The sequence below is a fragment of the Pseudomonas sp. M5 genome, assembly GCF_016907075.1.
GTDB lineage: Bacteria > Pseudomonadota > Gammaproteobacteria > Pseudomonadales > Pseudomonadaceae > Aquipseudomonas > Aquipseudomonas putida_E.
Genome location: NZ_JAFBBH010000001.1, coordinates 3515001 through 3529400 on the forward strand (window position 1 = coordinate 3515001; position 14400 = coordinate 3529400).

Here is a 14400-nt window from a genome sequence, read left to right on the forward strand (position 1 = left end):
TGTGCTCACCTAGCAGCGGCGGCGCACGACGATACTCAACGGGCGTTTCCGATAACCTGATAGGGCTGGCCACCTGCGGCACACTCCCAGCCAAGGCATGGGGCATGCTCACAGCCAGGCCGCGCGCAAGCACTTGCGGGTCCTGGAACATCTGCGCCAGATCATTGATCGGCCCACAGGGCACGCCTGCAGCTTCCAACTGGCTCACCCACTCAGCCGTTGTCTTGAACACCGTGGCCTGGCGAATCAACGGAATCAGCTCCGCCCGATTGGCCACCCGCAGCTTGTTGGTTGCGAAGCGTGGGTCATCAGCCCATTGAGGCTGACCAGCCACCTCGGCGAACTTGCGGAACTGGCCATCGTTGCCGACGGTAAGAATGAAGTCGCCATCTGCGGTCGGGAAATCCTGATAAGGCACAATATTAGGATGTGCATTGCCCAGCCGTCGCGGCGGGTTGCCAGTAGTGAGGTAGTTCATCGCCTGATTGGCCAGGCAGGCTACCTGCACATCCAGCAAGGCCATATCGATGTGCTGCCCGACACCGGCCTGGTCGCGATGGGCGAGGGCCGCCAGTATGGCCACGGTCGAATACAGCCCAGTCAGAATATCGGTAAGCGCTACCCCCACCTTCACAGGTCCGGCACCCTCATCACCGTCGGGGCGCCCGGTCAGGCTCATCAGCCCGCCCAGCCCCTGGATCATGAAGTCATAGCCCGCGCGCTTAGCGTAGGGCCCGGTCTGACCGAAGCCAGTGATCGAGCAATAGATAAGCCGGGGATTCACCAACTTCAGGCTCGCGTAATCCAGCCCATAGGCAGCCAGCCCGCCAACCTTGAAGTTTTCAATGACGATGTCCGACTTCGCAGCCAGCTCACGCACCAGGCGCTGCCCCTCTGGCTGAGTAAAGTCGATGGTCACCGAACGCTTGTTACGGTTGGCCGACAAATAGTAAGCCGCCTCACTGGTGTTCTCGCCTTGTACATCCTTGAGGAAGGGCGGCCCCCAGGCGCGAGTATCGTCGCCGCTGCCTGGGCGCTCGACCTTGATCACGTCGGCGCCCAGGTCAGCCAGAATCTGACCAGACCAAGGCCCAGCCAGCACACGGGAGAGGTCCAGCACCCGCAGATGAGATAGCGCGCCCATACCCTGGCTCCTTATCAATAGAAGGCCTGGATGCCGGTTTGCGCGCGCCCCAGAATCAGCGCGTGTACGTCATGGGTGCCCTCATAGGTATTGACCACCTCAAGATTGACCAGATGACGCGCCACGCCGAACTCGTCGGAGATACCGTTACCACCCAACATGTCACGGGCCATACGCGCAATGTCCAGCGACTTGCCGCACGAGTTGCGCTTCATGATCGAGGTGATCTCCACCGCAGCGGTGCCCTCGTCTTTCATACGCCCCAAACGCAGGCAGCCTTGCAGGGCCAGGGTAATTTCGGTCTGCATGTCGGCCAGCTTTTTCTGGATAAGCTGATTGGCAGCCAGCGGGCGACCGAACTGCTGACGGTCCAGGGTGTACTGGCGAGCGGTGTGCCAGCAGGCTTCAGCAGCCCCCAAAGCACCCCAGGAAATACCATAACGGGCAGAGTTCAGGCAGGTGAACGGACCTTTGAGGCCACGCACATCCGGGAAGATGTTTTCCTCAGGCACGAACACATTGTCCATCACGATTTCGCCGGTGATCGACGCGCGCAGCCCGACCTTGCCATGGATCGCCGGTGCACTGAGGCCCTGCCAACCCTTTTCAAGAACAAAGCCGCGGATATCGCCAGCGCCATCCTTGGCCCAGACCACGAACACATCGGCGATCGGGCTGTTGGTGATCCACATCTTGCTGCCGCTCAGGCGATAGCCGCCGTCCACCTTTCTGGCACGGGTGATCATCGAGCCCGGGTCGGAGCCATGGTTAGGTTCGGTCAGGCCGAAGCAACCGATCCACTCACCGCTGGCAAGCTTGGGCAGGTACTTCTGCTTCTGCGCTTCGGTACCGAACTCGTTGATCGGCACCATCACCAGTGAAGACTGCACACTCATCATCGAGCGATAGCCAGAGTCGATACGCTCCACTTCCCGGGCAATCAGCCCGTAGCACACGTAGTTGAGCCCACTCCCGCCATATTGCTCGGGAATGGTCGCGCCCAGCAGGCCGACTTCACCCATTTCGCGAAAAATAGCGGGGTCGGTCTGCTCATGACGGAAAGCCTCCAGCACCCGCGGGGCCAGCTTGTCCTGGGCGAACTGATAGGCGCTGTCACGAACCATGCGCTCTTCTTCAGTGAGCTGCTGGTCCAGCAGCAGCGGGTCGATCCAGTTGAAGCTTGCTTTACCGGCCATGAGTGAAATCCTCGAAATAGGGGAGCAGATTCTTGTGCCTTTGATCCTAGGCCTGATCTACAACGAGGACAAACGAGGATTGCGCACGTATTAGTGATAATTTATCACTCCGAAACACACAAAAACCCCATCTTGCAAACCCTATAAGTGAGGTTGCCGTACATGCGTCGCAAGATCCCCAGTACCACCGCATTGGTCTGCTTCGAAGCGGCAGCGCGCCACGAGAGCTTTACCAAGGCCGCTCAGGAACTTGCCCTGACCCAAGGCGCCGTCTGTCGCCAGATCGGCGGCCTCGAGGGGTTTCTCAACGTGGAACTGTTCCGGCGCTCGCGGCGCGGCGTCAAGCTGACAGAGGCGGGACTGTCGTATAGCCGCCAGGTTGCCGCACAGCTGGATGCTGTAGAGCGTGACACCTTGTCGGTAATGCGCCAGCAAGGTGCCAACGTGATCGAACTGGCCGTAGTACCGACTTTCGGCACCCAATGGTTGCTGCCGCGGCTCAAGGACTTCCAGCAACGGCACCCGGATGTCACCGTTAACCTCACCAACCGCACACGGCCGTTCCTGTTTGCCGACACCACGTTCGATGCCGCTATCTATTTTGGCGATGCCGACTGGTCAGGCACGCACTCCCACCGCCTGATGGGCGAAAACCCGGTACCCGTGTGCAGCCCAGCCTTGCTGGACGGGCAAGGCATGCTCGACGCGACGCGAATCGCCAACCTGCCGCTGCTGCAGCAGACCACGCGGCCCTATGCCTGGCGACAGTGGTTCAATGGTCTGGGCATGAACGTTTCCGGGGACATGACAGGCCCGCGCTATGAACTGTTCTCAATGCTGGCCCAAGCTGCCACCCACGAGATGGGCATCGCGCTGATACCACCGTTCCTGATCCAGCGGGAACTGGAGGAAGGCAGACTGGTGGTCGCTAACAGATACGCCCTGTCCAGCGACAAGGCCTATTATCTGATGATTCCCGAGCGCAAGGCCGAATCGGCGTCGCTGCGGGCATTCCGTGATTGGCTACTGGGGCAGGCACAGCATTACATCGCCCCTTCCCTACCCTTGTAGTCAATTATTTTGAACACCTACAGATGTATGTTTTTGTCGCATATAAGCAAACTGTTCAGGTGAATCGAAAAACCCCGACAAAACCGCTAAACACGCGGCTTTCAGAGGGTTTTACGACCTTCGCGAGTCCATCTGCGAAATCAGCGCAAAAAATTTCAAAAAATCCCCTAATCTGCCAATAGCCCATGTTTGACGGGCTGCGCCCTATCCGTTGCGACATACGGTCACAGGGTGACTTGTAGTTTTAACTTCGTTTCGCTCCAGAACCGGTTGAAGGCCCCTGGGTTCGTCTGCAAAATGCTCCGCCCGCCCTGGATTCGGCGGACTGGCGCTCAACAGCCAAACCCGCGCACCACCCGAAGTGCGCTGGCTTCTATAAAGACAAAAAGGTCACCGCAGGAGAAATAGTCGTGCACATTGGTGTTCCTCTCGAGACGCAGACCGGTGAGACAAGGGTCGCTGCGACCCCGGAAACCATCAAGAAACTGATTGGCCAGGGCCATCAGGTCACCGTCCAACGGGGGGCAGGGCTCAATGCCAGCATTCCGGACAGTGCCTATGAGGCCGTGGGCGCTTCCCTGGGAAGTGCAGCCGATGCCTACGGCGCCCAACTGGTCCTCAAGGTGGTCGGTCCCAACGACCAGGAGCTGGCCCTGATCAACAGCGGCAGCCTTCTGGTGGGCATGCTCAACCCATTCAACAACGAGCTGATCGGCAAGATGGCAGAGCGCGGTATCACTGCCTTCGCCCTGGAGGCCGCGCCGCGTACATCCCGGGCCCAGAGCCTGGACGTGCTGTCGTCCCAGGCCAACATCGCCGGTTACAAGGCCGTGTTGCTGGCTGCCCATCATTACCCGCGCTTCATGCCCATGCTGATGACCGCCGCCGGTACTGTGAAAGCCGCGCGCGTGCTGATCCTGGGTGCTGGCGTTGCCGGCCTGCAGGCCATCGCCACCGCCAAGCGCCTGGGCGCAGTCATCGAGGCGTCCGACGTACGCCCGGCTGTCAAGGAGCAGATCGAGTCGCTGGGCGCCAAGTTCATCGACGTGCCCTACGAGACCGATGAGGAGCGCGAGTGCGCGGAAGGCGTCGGCGGCTATGCCCGGCCGATGCCGGCCAGCTGGATGCAGCGCCAGGCCCAGGCCGTGCATGAGCGAGCCAAACAGGCCGACATCGTCATCACTACGGCGCTCATCCCCGGCCGCAAGGCACCGACCCTGCTCAGCGCCGAAACCGTGGCGCAGATGAAACCAGGCTCGGTGGTCATCGACCTGGCCGCTGCCCAAGGCGGCAACTGCCCGCTGACTGTCGCCGACCAGGTCGTGATGGAAAACGGCGTGACCATCGTCGGCCCGACCAACCTGCCGGCCCAGGTGGCAGCAGATGCCTCGGCACTGTATGCACGCAACCTGCTGGATTTCATGAAGCTGCTGTTCGACAAGGACGGCGCGCTGGTCATCAACCTCGAAGACGACATCGTCGCCGCGTGCCTGATGTGCCGCGACGGCCAGGTCGTGCGCAAGAACGGCTAAGGAGCACGACAATGGAAGACATGCTGATTTCCCATGGCATCTACAACCTGATCATCTTCGTGCTGGCCATCTATATCGGCTACCACGTGGTCTGGAACGTGACCCCGGCACTGCACACACCCCTGATGGCGGTCACCAACGCCATCTCGGCCATCGTCATCGTCGGCGCCATGCTGGCTGCCGCGCTGACCGTGACCCCGGCCGGCAAGCTGATGGGCACCCTGGCGGTGGCCCTGGCTGCGGTCAACGTGTTCGGTGGCTTCCTGGTCACCCGTCGCATGCTTGAGATGTTCAAGAAGAAAACCAAGAACGAGGCGCAGAAGTAAGCATGAGCATGAATCTGGTAACGCTCCTCTACCTCGTCGCCTCGGTCTGCTTCATTCAGGCGCTCAAGGGCCTGTCGCACCCGACCACGTCGCGGCGCGGCAACCTGTTCGGCATGATCGGCATGGGGATCGCGATCCTCACCACGGTTGGCCTCATCTATAAGCTTGGGGCAGAGCTGGCAACTGCCGGGATTGGCTACGTCATCGTCGGCCTGCTGGTCGGCGGTACCGCGGGCTCGATCATGGCCAAGCGCGTAGAAATGACCAAAATGCCGGAGCTGGTCGCCTTCATGCACAGCATGATCGGCCTGGCGGCGGTATTCATTGCCATCGCGGCAGTACTCGAGCCGCAATCGATGGGCATTGTCGCCAGCATCAGCGACCCGATCCCCACCGGTAACCGCCTGGAGCTGTTCCTTGGCGCTGCCATCGGTGCAATCACTTTCTCCGGTTCCGTGATCGCGTTCGGCAAGCTGTCGGGCAAGTACAAGTTCCGCCTGTTCCAAGGCGCACCGGTACAGTTCGCCGGCCAGCACAAGCTGAACCTGATTCTGGGCCTGACCACGATTGCCCTGGGCCTGCTGTTCACCTTCACCGGCCACTACAGCGCCTTCACCTTGATGCTGGTCCTGGCCTTCATCATGGGTGTACTGATCATTATCCCGATCGGCGGTGCAGACATGCCGGTGGTGGTGTCGATGCTCAATAGCTATTCGGGTTGGGCGGCGGCCGGTATCGGCTTCTCGCTGAACAACTCGATGCTGATCATCGCCGGCTCCCTGGTGGGCTCCAGCGGTGCGATCCTCTCGTACATCATGTGCAAAGCGATGAATCGCTCGTTCTTCAACGTCATCCTCGGCGGCTTCGGCGGGGATACCGATACCGGCGCAGCGCAAGGCTCGAAAGAGCAGCGCCCGGTGAAGTCCGGCTCGGCTGACGACGCGACCTTCCTGCTGAGCAACGCCGACACGGTGATCATCGTACCCGGCTACGGCCTGGCGGTAGCCCGTGCCCAGCACGCGCTCAAGGAGCTGACCGAGAAGCTGACCCACAACGGCGTGACCGTGAAGTACGCGATCCACCCGGTGGCAGGGCGCATGCCTGGGCATATGAACGTATTGCTGGCCGAGGCCGAAGTGCCCTACGACCAAGTGTTCGAGATGGAAGACATCAACGCCGAGTTCGGCCAGGCCGACGTAGTGTTGGTGCTGGGCGCCAACGACGTGGTCAACCCGGCGGCGAAGAACGATCCAAAGTCGCCGATCGCGGGCATGCCGATCCTGGAGGCGTACAAAGCCAAGACCATCATCGTCAACAAACGCTCCATGGCCAGCGGCTACGCCGGTCTGGACAACGAACTGTTCTACCTGGACAAGACCATGATGGTGTTCGGTGACGCGAAGAAGGTCATCGAGGATATGGTCAAAGCCGTCGAGTAACCCCGCTTCCACCACCCAGTGGACTATAAAGAAGCCCCGGCGAGATCCCTCCCGGGGCTTTTTCATTTTGCTGATCCAGATCAATGGCTCTATTGCGTGGCTCCTCATACGACCATGGTCGCGGGACGGCGCCGGGGTAAATCTCTAGACTGCGCTGCAGTAGCTTCAGTAGCCCGAGATAACAATCCATGTACCGTGATCGTATCCGCTTGTCCTCCCTGCACAGCAAGGTAATGAGTGCGGCTGACGCCGCTGGCCTGATCGAGGACGGCATGACCGTCGGCATGAGCGGGTTCACCCGCGCCGGCGAAGCCAAGGCCGTACCGCATGCCTTGGCCGAACGCGCCAAGCTGTCGCCTCTGAAAATCAGCCTGATGACCGGCGCCAGCCTGGGCAATGACCTGGACAAGCAACTGACCGAGGCTGGCGTGCTGGCGCGCCGCATGCCGTTCCAGGTCGACAGCACCCTGCGCAAAGCCATCAACGACGGTCAGGTGATGTTCATCGACCAGCACCTGTCGGAAACCGTCGAGCAACTGCGCAACCAGCAGCTCAAACTGCCGGACATCGCGGTAATCGAAGCGGTGGCCATTACTGAACAGGGCCACATCGTGCCGACCACTTCGGTGGGCAACTCGGCGAGCTTCGCGATCTTCGCCAAGCAGGTGATTGTCGAGATCAACCTGTCGCACAACGCCAACCTCGAAGGCCTGCACGACATCTATATCCCGACCTATCGCCCAACCCGCACGCCGATCCCGCTGGTGAAAGTGGATGACCGCATCGGCAGCACCGCAATCCCGATCGACCCCGCCAAGATCGTCGGCATCGTCATCAGCGACCAGCCAGATTCGCCCTCCACCGTGCTACCGCCGGACGATGAAACCCAGGCCATCGCCGACCACCTGATCAACTTCCTCAAGAACGAAGTGGATGCAGGCCGCATGACCAACAGGCTCGGCCCGCTGCAAGCCGGCATCGGCAGCATCGCCAACGCGGTGATGTGTGGCCTGATCGAGTCGCCGTTCGAAGACCTGACCATGTACTCCGAAGTACTTCAGGACTCGACCTTCGACCTGATCGACGCTGGCAAGCTGAGTTTTGCCTCGGGCAGCTCCATCACCCTGTCGGGCCGTCGCAATGCCGACGTATTCGGCAACCTGGAGCGCTACAAGGACAAGCTGGTACTGCGCCCGCAGGAGATCTCCAACCACCCTGAAGTCGTGCGCCGCCTGGGCATCATCGGCATCAACACGGCGCTGGAGTTCGACATCTACGGCAACGTCAACTCCACGCACGTCTGTGGCACCCGGATGATGAACGGTATCGGTGGCTCCGGCGATTTCGCCCGTAATGCCCACCTGGCCGTATTCGTCACCAAGTCGATCGCCAAAGGCGGCGCGATCTCCAGCGTGGTGCCTATGGTGAGCCATGTCGACCACACCGAGCACGACGTGGACATCCTGGTAACCGAACAGGGGCTTGCCGACCTGCGGGGCCTCGCGCCACGGGAACGGGCACGGGCGATCATCGATAACTGTGTCCACCCGGATTACCGTGCAGCGCTGAACGACTATTTCGATCGCGCTTGCCTGCGTGGCGGCCACACTCCGCATATCCTGCGTGAGGCGCTGAGCTGGCACGAAAATCTGGAAGAAAGTGGGCGCATGCTCGCCAGCTGATCTGTAGCAGCGGCCTGCCTTTGCCAACGGCCGCCACGCACTCCTGACGCCACAGCAACACCTCGAGGGCTGCCCTGCAGCCCTTTCTCGGCACAAGCCCGATTCAGCAAGCACTGAATACGATAAAACTGTACTACTGTACCGTTAATTCGCCACGCTCCCGCCTGCTCAAAGCCATATAAAACCTGAAAAAGCACCATAACGGTGCGGACCAGTACAGTTGCGCCTGTTTCGAGTGCAACAGTAGGGTTACACAGTTAACTGAACCATCGTAATGCAGTAGAACTGTATCTACTGTTATGGACAGCAGAGGAGGATCATTGGCATCAGTTAAACCACTCCCTAGTCCCGCCATAAGCGGAAGGATGAAACATCATGGAACGTACCCTCAGTTCCGGTCTCGTTTTCGAAAACAACGCCCAGCAAACCAACGCTTCGCTGCCGCTGCGCGCGCTCTCTACCCTGCTGCTGTGGCAGCGCCGCATGGCCAGCCGCCGTCAGCTGGCGCGTCTCGATGCCCGCCTGCTGGCCGATGCCGGTATCAGCGAGTCGCAGCGTTACGAAGAGCTGAGCAAGCCGTTCTGGCGCTAAGCACCGGCTCGCCGGCTTCAGCTGGCACCGTGAATCTCAAACCCGTTGCAGGAGACTGCAGCGGGTTTTTTTATGGGGTAACTCCCGGCCACCCTTGAAGCAGAGCCTGCCATCACTGAACCAGTACAATTTTAAAAGTATAAAAATAGACCATAACAGTTACCTTGTGCGCCGTTCATTAACATCCATAAATTCCGGCGCGTGATACGCTTGACTGGGCGGTCTGGTAAAAACCAGATGTTCAAAGCCACCGTGACGAACCGTGTGAGCGTCCAATAAGCAGATCCACCCGAATCTTCCCCAGGAGTGCACGACCATGATCCGTAATTACCTGATTGGCGCAGCCCTGCTGCTCGGCCTGGCCGGCACTGCCCACGCCACCAGCTTCATTGTCACTACTGATGCAGTCGTTGGCGCGGTTGCCGCCTCCACCGACGCTACCTCCGATGTGTCCTCGTCTTTCCGTGATGACAAGATCGTTCAGGCCGCTCGCGATGATGCGGCCAGCTACGTGGGCAGCCAGGGCGCCATTCGCGGCGCCAAGCTCGAGAGCGCTTTGCTGCACATCCGCTCGAGCATGCCAGCCCTGCAGGCCAGCGATGCGCAATTGGCCCAGGCCATCCTCGCGATCTGACCTGCTACAGCCCACAAGCGCTGGCCCTGGCCGGTACTTGTGGGCTAGCCTTCGCCGTTCCGTTCCTGTCGTAAGAAAGCCAATGCGTTATCTGTTGCCGCTGCTGTTTTCCGTAGTCGCCATGGGCAGTGCCCATGCCATGGACACCACCACGCAAGGCCTGGTCATCACAGGCTACGTCACCAGCCAAGTCACGACTGCCCCATTCGACCGAAAGCTGGTCAGGCAGGCTCGCGACGATGCCGCGGCCTTCGTCGCCAGCGACGGCCTGATTCACGGAGCACGCCTGGAAGCAGCACTCAAGTCGCTGCGCCATGACGGCGGCCGTCAATCTGTCGGCGACCTTGAACTGGCAGAAGCAATTCTCGTCCAATCACTAAATCTGACTCCCTGCATTTCCGGAGATGCTCCATGCGTAAACCGCTGATCGCCGCTACCCTCGGCATGTTGCTGCTGGCCGACCTGGCCCAGGCACAAACTCTGGTGGCCACCAGCAACATCATCGTGCGGGCCTTTGGCCGCTCGATCGACTTCACCTCTGACACCACCACCTCGATCCGCGACTCCAAGGTCGTGCGTGAAGCCCATGACGATGCCGCCAGCTTCGTCGCCAGCAACGGTGATATTCGTGGCGCCCAGCTTGAGGCCGCCTTCAACACCCTGCGCGAACGCGTGCCTGAAGCGCGCGGCGCCAGCGACCAGGTGCTGGCCGAAGCCATCCTGGCGCTGTGAACCGCGTACGTGCCTGGTTGCTCGGCTGCGCCCTGACGCTGCTGGGCACGCCCGCCCTGGCCGGCCTGCAGCTCGAGCTGCAGGCAGCCGGCCTGGCCCCACAGCAGGCTCAAGCCACCCAAGCCCTGCTTGATGAGGCTTTGGCCAAGCTCCCTCCCCGCTTCAAGCAACGACTCGACCGGCGCATTGAGGTCAGCTGGAGCGACAACATGCCAGCCGATGCCTACGGGCAGGCCTCCTTGGTCTCGACCCTGCAGCTAAACCGGCGCCTGCTGCCCGGCCTGACTGACGGCAGTGCTGCACAGGAGCGCACCAACCGTCCGCATGGCACGGTGCGTGAGGAGTTGCTGGCTACAGTCCTGCACGAACTTACCCACATATACGACCGAGCCCGGCTCTGGCCCAGTGCTGAACATTCGCTGATCGCCCGCTGCAAGCGCCAGCAAGGCACCGTTGGCAAGGTCGGTCTTCCCGAGCAATGCCGCGGCCAGGCCGAGCGCCGCTTTACCCTGAGCGACGACCCGCGCCTGCTCGACCTGGCCGGCTGGCAGCAATACGTCGGCCGCCGCGGTGAGCGCGAACAGCACAATGGCCAGTTCCTGCGCAGCCCCGACAGCTATGAGCTGAGCAGCCCCAAGGAATACATCGCGGTCAACATGGAGTACTTCCTCCTGGACCCGAGCTACGGCTGCCGTCGGCCAGCACTCAATCAGTACCTGGCTGATCATTTCGGCTGGGCGCCCGAGCAGGCAACGTGCGCCAAGGGCTTGCCATTCCTCAACGCCGGCAGCGACTTCGCCCGCCAGCCGTTGGGCGAAATCGACCCGGAACGGGTCTATGAGGTGGACTTTCTCCTGGCCGAGGCCAACCAGAACCTGGTGAGCCGTTGGGGCCACAGCATGCTGCGCCTGGTGATCTGCAAACCCGGCCGGCCTCGCGGGCCAGACTGCCGACTGGACCTCGACCAGCACCTGGTGCTCTCCTACCGTGCTTTCGTCAATGACGTTCAACTGTCCAGCTGGGATGGTCTGGTTGGCGCCTATCCGTCGAGGCTGTTCGTGCTACCGCTGGCCCAAGTGATCGACGAATACACCAAGACCGAACTGCGCAGCCTGGCGTCGGTGCCGTTGAAGCTCAACCGCGACGAAATTGAAAATCTGGTACGCCAGGCCGCCGAGATGCACTGGAGCTATGACGGCAACTACTGGTTCCTGTCCAACAACTGTGCGGTGGAGTCACTGAAGCTTCTGCGCAGCGGCACCGCCAACCCGCGCCTGAACGACCTCGACAGCATCATGCCCAACGGTTTGCTTGCAGTATTGAAGGGCCGGGGGCTGGCCGATACCAGCGTGCTCGACGACCCGCGCGAAGCCTTGCGCCTGGGCTACCGTTTCGACTCGTATCGCGACCGCTATCAAGCGATGTTCGATGTGCTGAAGCAACAGCTGCCAGTCAAGCAGGACAAGGTCGAGGACTGGCTGGCCCAGGACGCCGAACAGCGCCGCGGCTGGTTCTTGCAAGCCGACCTGCGCACCAGCGCCGCCTTGCTTCTGCTGGAACAGGCCAGCCTGCGCCGCCAACTGCTGCTGGCTCAGGATGAAGTGAAGCAGCGCTATCTGAATGCGGCCGCGCTGAAAGATGGCAGTATCAACAAGGCCGACCAGACCCTGAAGCAGATGCTCGCCAACAGTGGCTTCCTCAGCCGCCCGGCCGAACTGCTGGATACAAAGGGATACGGGCTGCCGCAGCCGGATGAGCGCAAGCATCTGGAAAAAGTCAGTAGTGAACGGCAGGCCCAGTTGCTGCGCTTGAGCACTGACCTGGACAGAGAAGTCAGGGCGCTGCTGGAGCCTTCGCGGGCCAAGGAAATTGCTGCGGTCGAGGCCAATGTGAAGCTGATTGGTGAGCACCTGCGGGCGCTGCACAAGGCAGCAGGCGGCCTGCAACTGCCTTGATTGCCCTCCTGGCCCTGTCGCCGGCAAACCGGCGACAGGGCGGGCAATGCCATCCAGAGGCTAGCGTTTTTCCTCTTCCTCTTCAGGCAAACCTTCATCCACATGCAGCCAGGGCAACCGGCTCCCGGTCCAAATGTGCCGCGTGGCCCGCACCCGTTCCGGGTGGTCCAGCGTCGCTACCGTCACATCGATGCTGCCCGGGCTATGCGACGTCACCAACGCCACATGTGCACCACAATCACCGCAGAAGTAGCGCTTGCAACTGGCCGGAGCCACATAGCACTGCGGCCTGCCCGCCACCCATTGGAAACCGGAGCGAGGCACGGTGAGCCAGGTCACCAGCAGGCCGCCGCTGACCCGCCTGCAGATCGAGCAATGGCAATGGGCGATATCCGTCAACTCACCCTTCAAGCAATAGCGCAAGGCGCCGCAATGGCAGCCACCTTCAGTTACATCAGACATCTCCTACCTCCCGTCGCCCTTTTCCTGGCGAAAGCTGGCTGAAAGCTTGCCCCCATAGGATAGCCACCACTACCGGCACAAGACCGGTCAGCCAGGGCACCCGGAATCTTCCGCGCCCGGCCCAATCAACAACAACAATGGTGATTCTGATGTATTCCTGTGCCCGCCCTTTCGCAGTCCCCCCCCGCTTGCTCCCCGCGCAGCGCTCAACGCGCTGATTCGCCCGATCGACTTTCCTTTCGCCGCGCCACGCCTGGAGTATTGCCATGCTGACCTTCCTCGGCTTTGCCATGGTCATCACCTTCATGTACCTGATCATGACCAAGCGCCTGTCGGCCTTGATCGCGCTGATCCTGGTACCGATCCTGTTCGCCCTGTTCGGTGGTTTTTCCGCCAAGATCGGCCCGATGATGCTCGAAGGCATCAGCAAGCTCGCGCCCACCGGCGTCATGCTGATGTTCGCCATCCTTTACTTCGCCCTGATGATCGACTCCGGCCTGTTCGACCCGGCGGTGCGCAAGATCCTCAAGCTGGTCAAGGGCGACCCGCTGAAAGTCTCGGTCGGCACCGCCGTGCTGGCCCTGGTGGTCTCGCTGGACGGTGACGGCGCCACCACCTACATGATCTGCTGCGCCGCCATGCTGCCCCTGTACAGCCGCCTGGGCATGAGCCCGCGGATCATGGCCGGCCTGATCATACTCGCCGGTGGGGTAATGAACATGACCCCATGGGGCGGCCCTACTGCCCGCGCAGCCAGTGCCCTGCACGTAGACCCTTCGGACATTTTCGTACCGATGATCCCGGCCATGGTCTTTGGCGTGCTGGCGATCCTGGCCATCGCCTACATGTACGGCAAGCGTGAGCGTGCCCGCCTGGGTGAACTGCACCTGCCTACCGACGACATCGATCACAGCGAAATCACCGTGTCGCAGTTCCCCGACGCACGCCGGCCGAAGCTTCTGTGGTTCAACGGTGCGCTCACCGCTGCGCTGATGGCTGCACTGATCGCAGGCCTGCTACCACTGCCGGTGCTGTTCATGATCGCCTTCAGCATCGCCATGATCGTCAACTACCCTTGCCTTCAGCAGCAGAAGGACCGTATTGCCGCCCACGCTGGCAGCGTACTCGCCGTGACCGGGCTGATCTTCGCCGCCGGTATCTTCACCGGCATCCTGTCGGGCACCGGCATGGTCGAGGCCATGTCCAAAAGCTTGCTGGCGGTCATTCCCGAAGCGCTGGGCCCTTACCTGGCGGTGATCACCGCGATCGTGAGCATGCCGTTCACCTTCTTCATGTCCAATGACGCCTTCTATTACGGCGTGCTGCCGGTGCTGGCCGAAGCGGCCAGCCACTACGGCATCAGCCCGGTGGAAATGGCCCGCGCTTCGATCGTCGGCCAGCCGGTACACCTGCTGAGCCCGCTGGTACCCTCGACCTACCTGCTGGTGGCGCTGGCAGGCATCGAATTCGGTGATCATCAGCGCTTCACCCTCAAGTGGGCAGTACTGGTGTGCATGTGCATAATGCTCGCCGCACTGCTGATGGGCATTTTTCCGCTGTTCAGCAGTCTGTAAATAAACGCCTGTCACCGCAACGCGAAGTGCCCTGTGCAGGGGCGCTTCGCCACTATCGTTCG

Annotated in this window: 14 protein-coding genes (1 of these 14 cut by a window edge); 11 read left to right on the forward strand and 3 right to left on the reverse strand. The window is 61.2% G+C overall.

All coding sequences use genetic code 11. The features are described 5' to 3' along the window. A protein-coding gene (locus JOE27_RS16015) for a CaiB/BaiF CoA-transferase family protein (RefSeq protein WP_174142402.1) crosses the window boundary here: on the reverse strand, positions 1-1144 show its 5' portion. The gene continues 77 nt to the left of window position 1, outside the view; 1144 of the gene's 1221 nt are visible here — the first part of the coding sequence; the start codon lies at positions 1142-1144; its stop codon lies beyond the left edge, outside the window. A gap of 14 nt (positions 1145-1158) precedes the next feature. Next, positions 1159-2340, reverse strand: a complete 1182-nt coding sequence (locus JOE27_RS16020; protein ID WP_204919201.1) for an acyl-CoA dehydrogenase — start codon at positions 2338-2340, stop codon at positions 1159-1161. Between the two features lie 162 nt (positions 2341-2502). Here JOE27_RS16020 and JOE27_RS16025 point away from each other — a divergent pair, with 162 nt between their 5' ends. The 10 genes from JOE27_RS16025 (at position 2503) to JOE27_RS16070 (ending at position 12302) form a co-directional block, all read left to right on the forward strand. Then, positions 2503-3411, forward strand: a complete 909-nt coding sequence (locus tag JOE27_RS16025) for a LysR substrate-binding domain-containing protein (protein ID WP_119687968.1) — start codon at positions 2503-2505, stop codon at positions 3409-3411. Positions 3412-3821: 410 nt separating this feature from the next. After that, positions 3822-4943: a Re/Si-specific NAD(P)(+) transhydrogenase subunit alpha gene (locus tag JOE27_RS16030; RefSeq protein WP_039604735.1), complete on the forward strand. Its 1122-nt coding sequence runs from the start codon at positions 3822-3824 to the stop codon at positions 4941-4943. An 11-nt stretch (positions 4944-4954) separates the two neighbouring features. Then, positions 4955-5269 carry an NAD(P) transhydrogenase subunit alpha gene (locus tag JOE27_RS16035; protein ID WP_012316824.1) on the forward strand — a complete coding sequence of 105 codons (315 nt, stop codon included), beginning with the start codon at positions 4955-4957 and terminating at the stop codon, positions 5267-5269. A gap of 2 nt (positions 5270-5271) precedes the next feature. After that, positions 5272-6708, forward strand: coding sequence for an NAD(P)(+) transhydrogenase (Re/Si-specific) subunit beta (locus JOE27_RS16040; RefSeq protein WP_042111833.1), 1437 nt, complete (start codon positions 5272-5274; stop codon positions 6706-6708). Positions 6709-6896: 188 nt separating this feature from the next. Beyond that, positions 6897-8390 carry an acetyl-CoA hydrolase/transferase family protein gene (locus JOE27_RS16045; RefSeq protein WP_039604671.1) on the forward strand — a complete coding sequence of 498 codons (1494 nt, stop codon included), beginning with the start codon at positions 6897-6899 and terminating at the stop codon, positions 8388-8390. Positions 8391-8765: 375 nt separating this feature from the next. Then, on the forward strand, positions 8766-8981 hold the full coding sequence (locus JOE27_RS16050) for a DUF1127 domain-containing protein (RefSeq protein ID WP_012316827.1): 216 nt from the start codon (positions 8766-8768) through the stop codon (positions 8979-8981). 316 nt (positions 8982-9297) lie between these two features. Then, entirely contained in the window at positions 9298-9615 is a 318-nt protein-coding gene (locus JOE27_RS16055; RefSeq protein WP_204919203.1) for a DUF2388 domain-containing protein, read from the forward strand. Between the two features lie 82 nt (positions 9616-9697). Beyond that, positions 9698-10042 (forward strand): DUF2388 domain-containing protein, encoded by a 345-nt coding sequence (locus JOE27_RS16060; RefSeq protein WP_046786716.1) that lies wholly within the window; start codon positions 9698-9700, stop codon positions 10040-10042. Next, positions 10027-10347 (forward strand): DUF2388 domain-containing protein, encoded by a 321-nt coding sequence (locus JOE27_RS16065; RefSeq protein WP_012316830.1) that lies wholly within the window; start codon positions 10027-10029, stop codon positions 10345-10347. Before JOE27_RS16060 ends, JOE27_RS16065 begins: the two co-directional genes overlap by 16 nt. Next, positions 10344-12302, forward strand: a complete 1959-nt coding sequence (locus JOE27_RS16070) for a DUF4105 domain-containing protein (RefSeq protein ID WP_204919205.1) — start codon at positions 10344-10346, stop codon at positions 12300-12302. The genes JOE27_RS16065 and JOE27_RS16070 overlap by 4 nt, the downstream gene beginning before the upstream one ends. A 60-nt stretch (positions 12303-12362) precedes the next feature. Here JOE27_RS16070 and JOE27_RS16075 read toward each other — a convergent pair whose 3' ends face one another. Further along, on the reverse strand, positions 12363-12764 hold the full coding sequence (locus JOE27_RS16075) for a GFA family protein (RefSeq protein WP_046786718.1): 402 nt from the start codon (positions 12762-12764) through the stop codon (positions 12363-12365). Between the two features lie 266 nt (positions 12765-13030). On the opposite strand from JOE27_RS16075, the gene JOE27_RS16080 reads away from it, so the two are divergent. After that, on the forward strand, positions 13031-14338 hold the full coding sequence (locus JOE27_RS16080) for a CitMHS family transporter (protein WP_012316833.1): 1308 nt from the start codon (positions 13031-13033) through the stop codon (positions 14336-14338). The last annotated feature ends 62 nt before the right edge of the window (positions 14339-14400 follow it).

What these genes read in the sequence shown, in the direction of transcription:
- JOE27_RS16020 (WP_204919201.1), bottom strand. Translation starts at nt 2,340, where the DNA reads ATGGCCGGTAAAGCAAGCTTCAACTGGATCGACCCGCTGCTGCTGGAC.
- JOE27_RS16025 (WP_119687968.1), top strand. Translation starts at nt 2,503, where the DNA reads ATGCGTCGCAAGATCCCCAGTACCACCGCATTGGTCTGCTTCGAAGCG.
- JOE27_RS16035 (WP_012316824.1), top strand. Translation starts at nt 4,955, where the DNA reads ATGGAAGACATGCTGATTTCCCATGGCATCTACAACCTGATCATCTTC.
- JOE27_RS16040 (WP_042111833.1), top strand. Translation starts at nt 5,272, where the DNA reads ATGAGCATGAATCTGGTAACGCTCCTCTACCTCGTCGCCTCGGTCTGC.
- JOE27_RS16045 (WP_039604671.1), top strand. Translation starts at nt 6,897, where the DNA reads ATGTACCGTGATCGTATCCGCTTGTCCTCCCTGCACAGCAAGGTAATG.
- JOE27_RS16050 (WP_012316827.1), top strand. Translation starts at nt 8,766, where the DNA reads ATGGAACGTACCCTCAGTTCCGGTCTCGTTTTCGAAAACAACGCCCAG.
- JOE27_RS16055 (WP_204919203.1), top strand. Translation starts at nt 9,298, where the DNA reads ATGATCCGTAATTACCTGATTGGCGCAGCCCTGCTGCTCGGCCTGGCC.
- JOE27_RS16060 (WP_046786716.1), top strand. Translation starts at nt 9,698, where the DNA reads ATGCGTTATCTGTTGCCGCTGCTGTTTTCCGTAGTCGCCATGGGCAGT.
- JOE27_RS16065 (WP_012316830.1), top strand. Translation starts at nt 10,027, where the DNA reads ATGCGTAAACCGCTGATCGCCGCTACCCTCGGCATGTTGCTGCTGGCC.
- JOE27_RS16075 (WP_046786718.1), bottom strand. Translation starts at nt 12,764, where the DNA reads ATGTCTGATGTAACTGAAGGTGGCTGCCATTGCGGCGCCTTGCGCTAT.
- JOE27_RS16080 (WP_012316833.1), top strand. Translation starts at nt 13,031, where the DNA reads ATGCTGACCTTCCTCGGCTTTGCCATGGTCATCACCTTCATGTACCTG.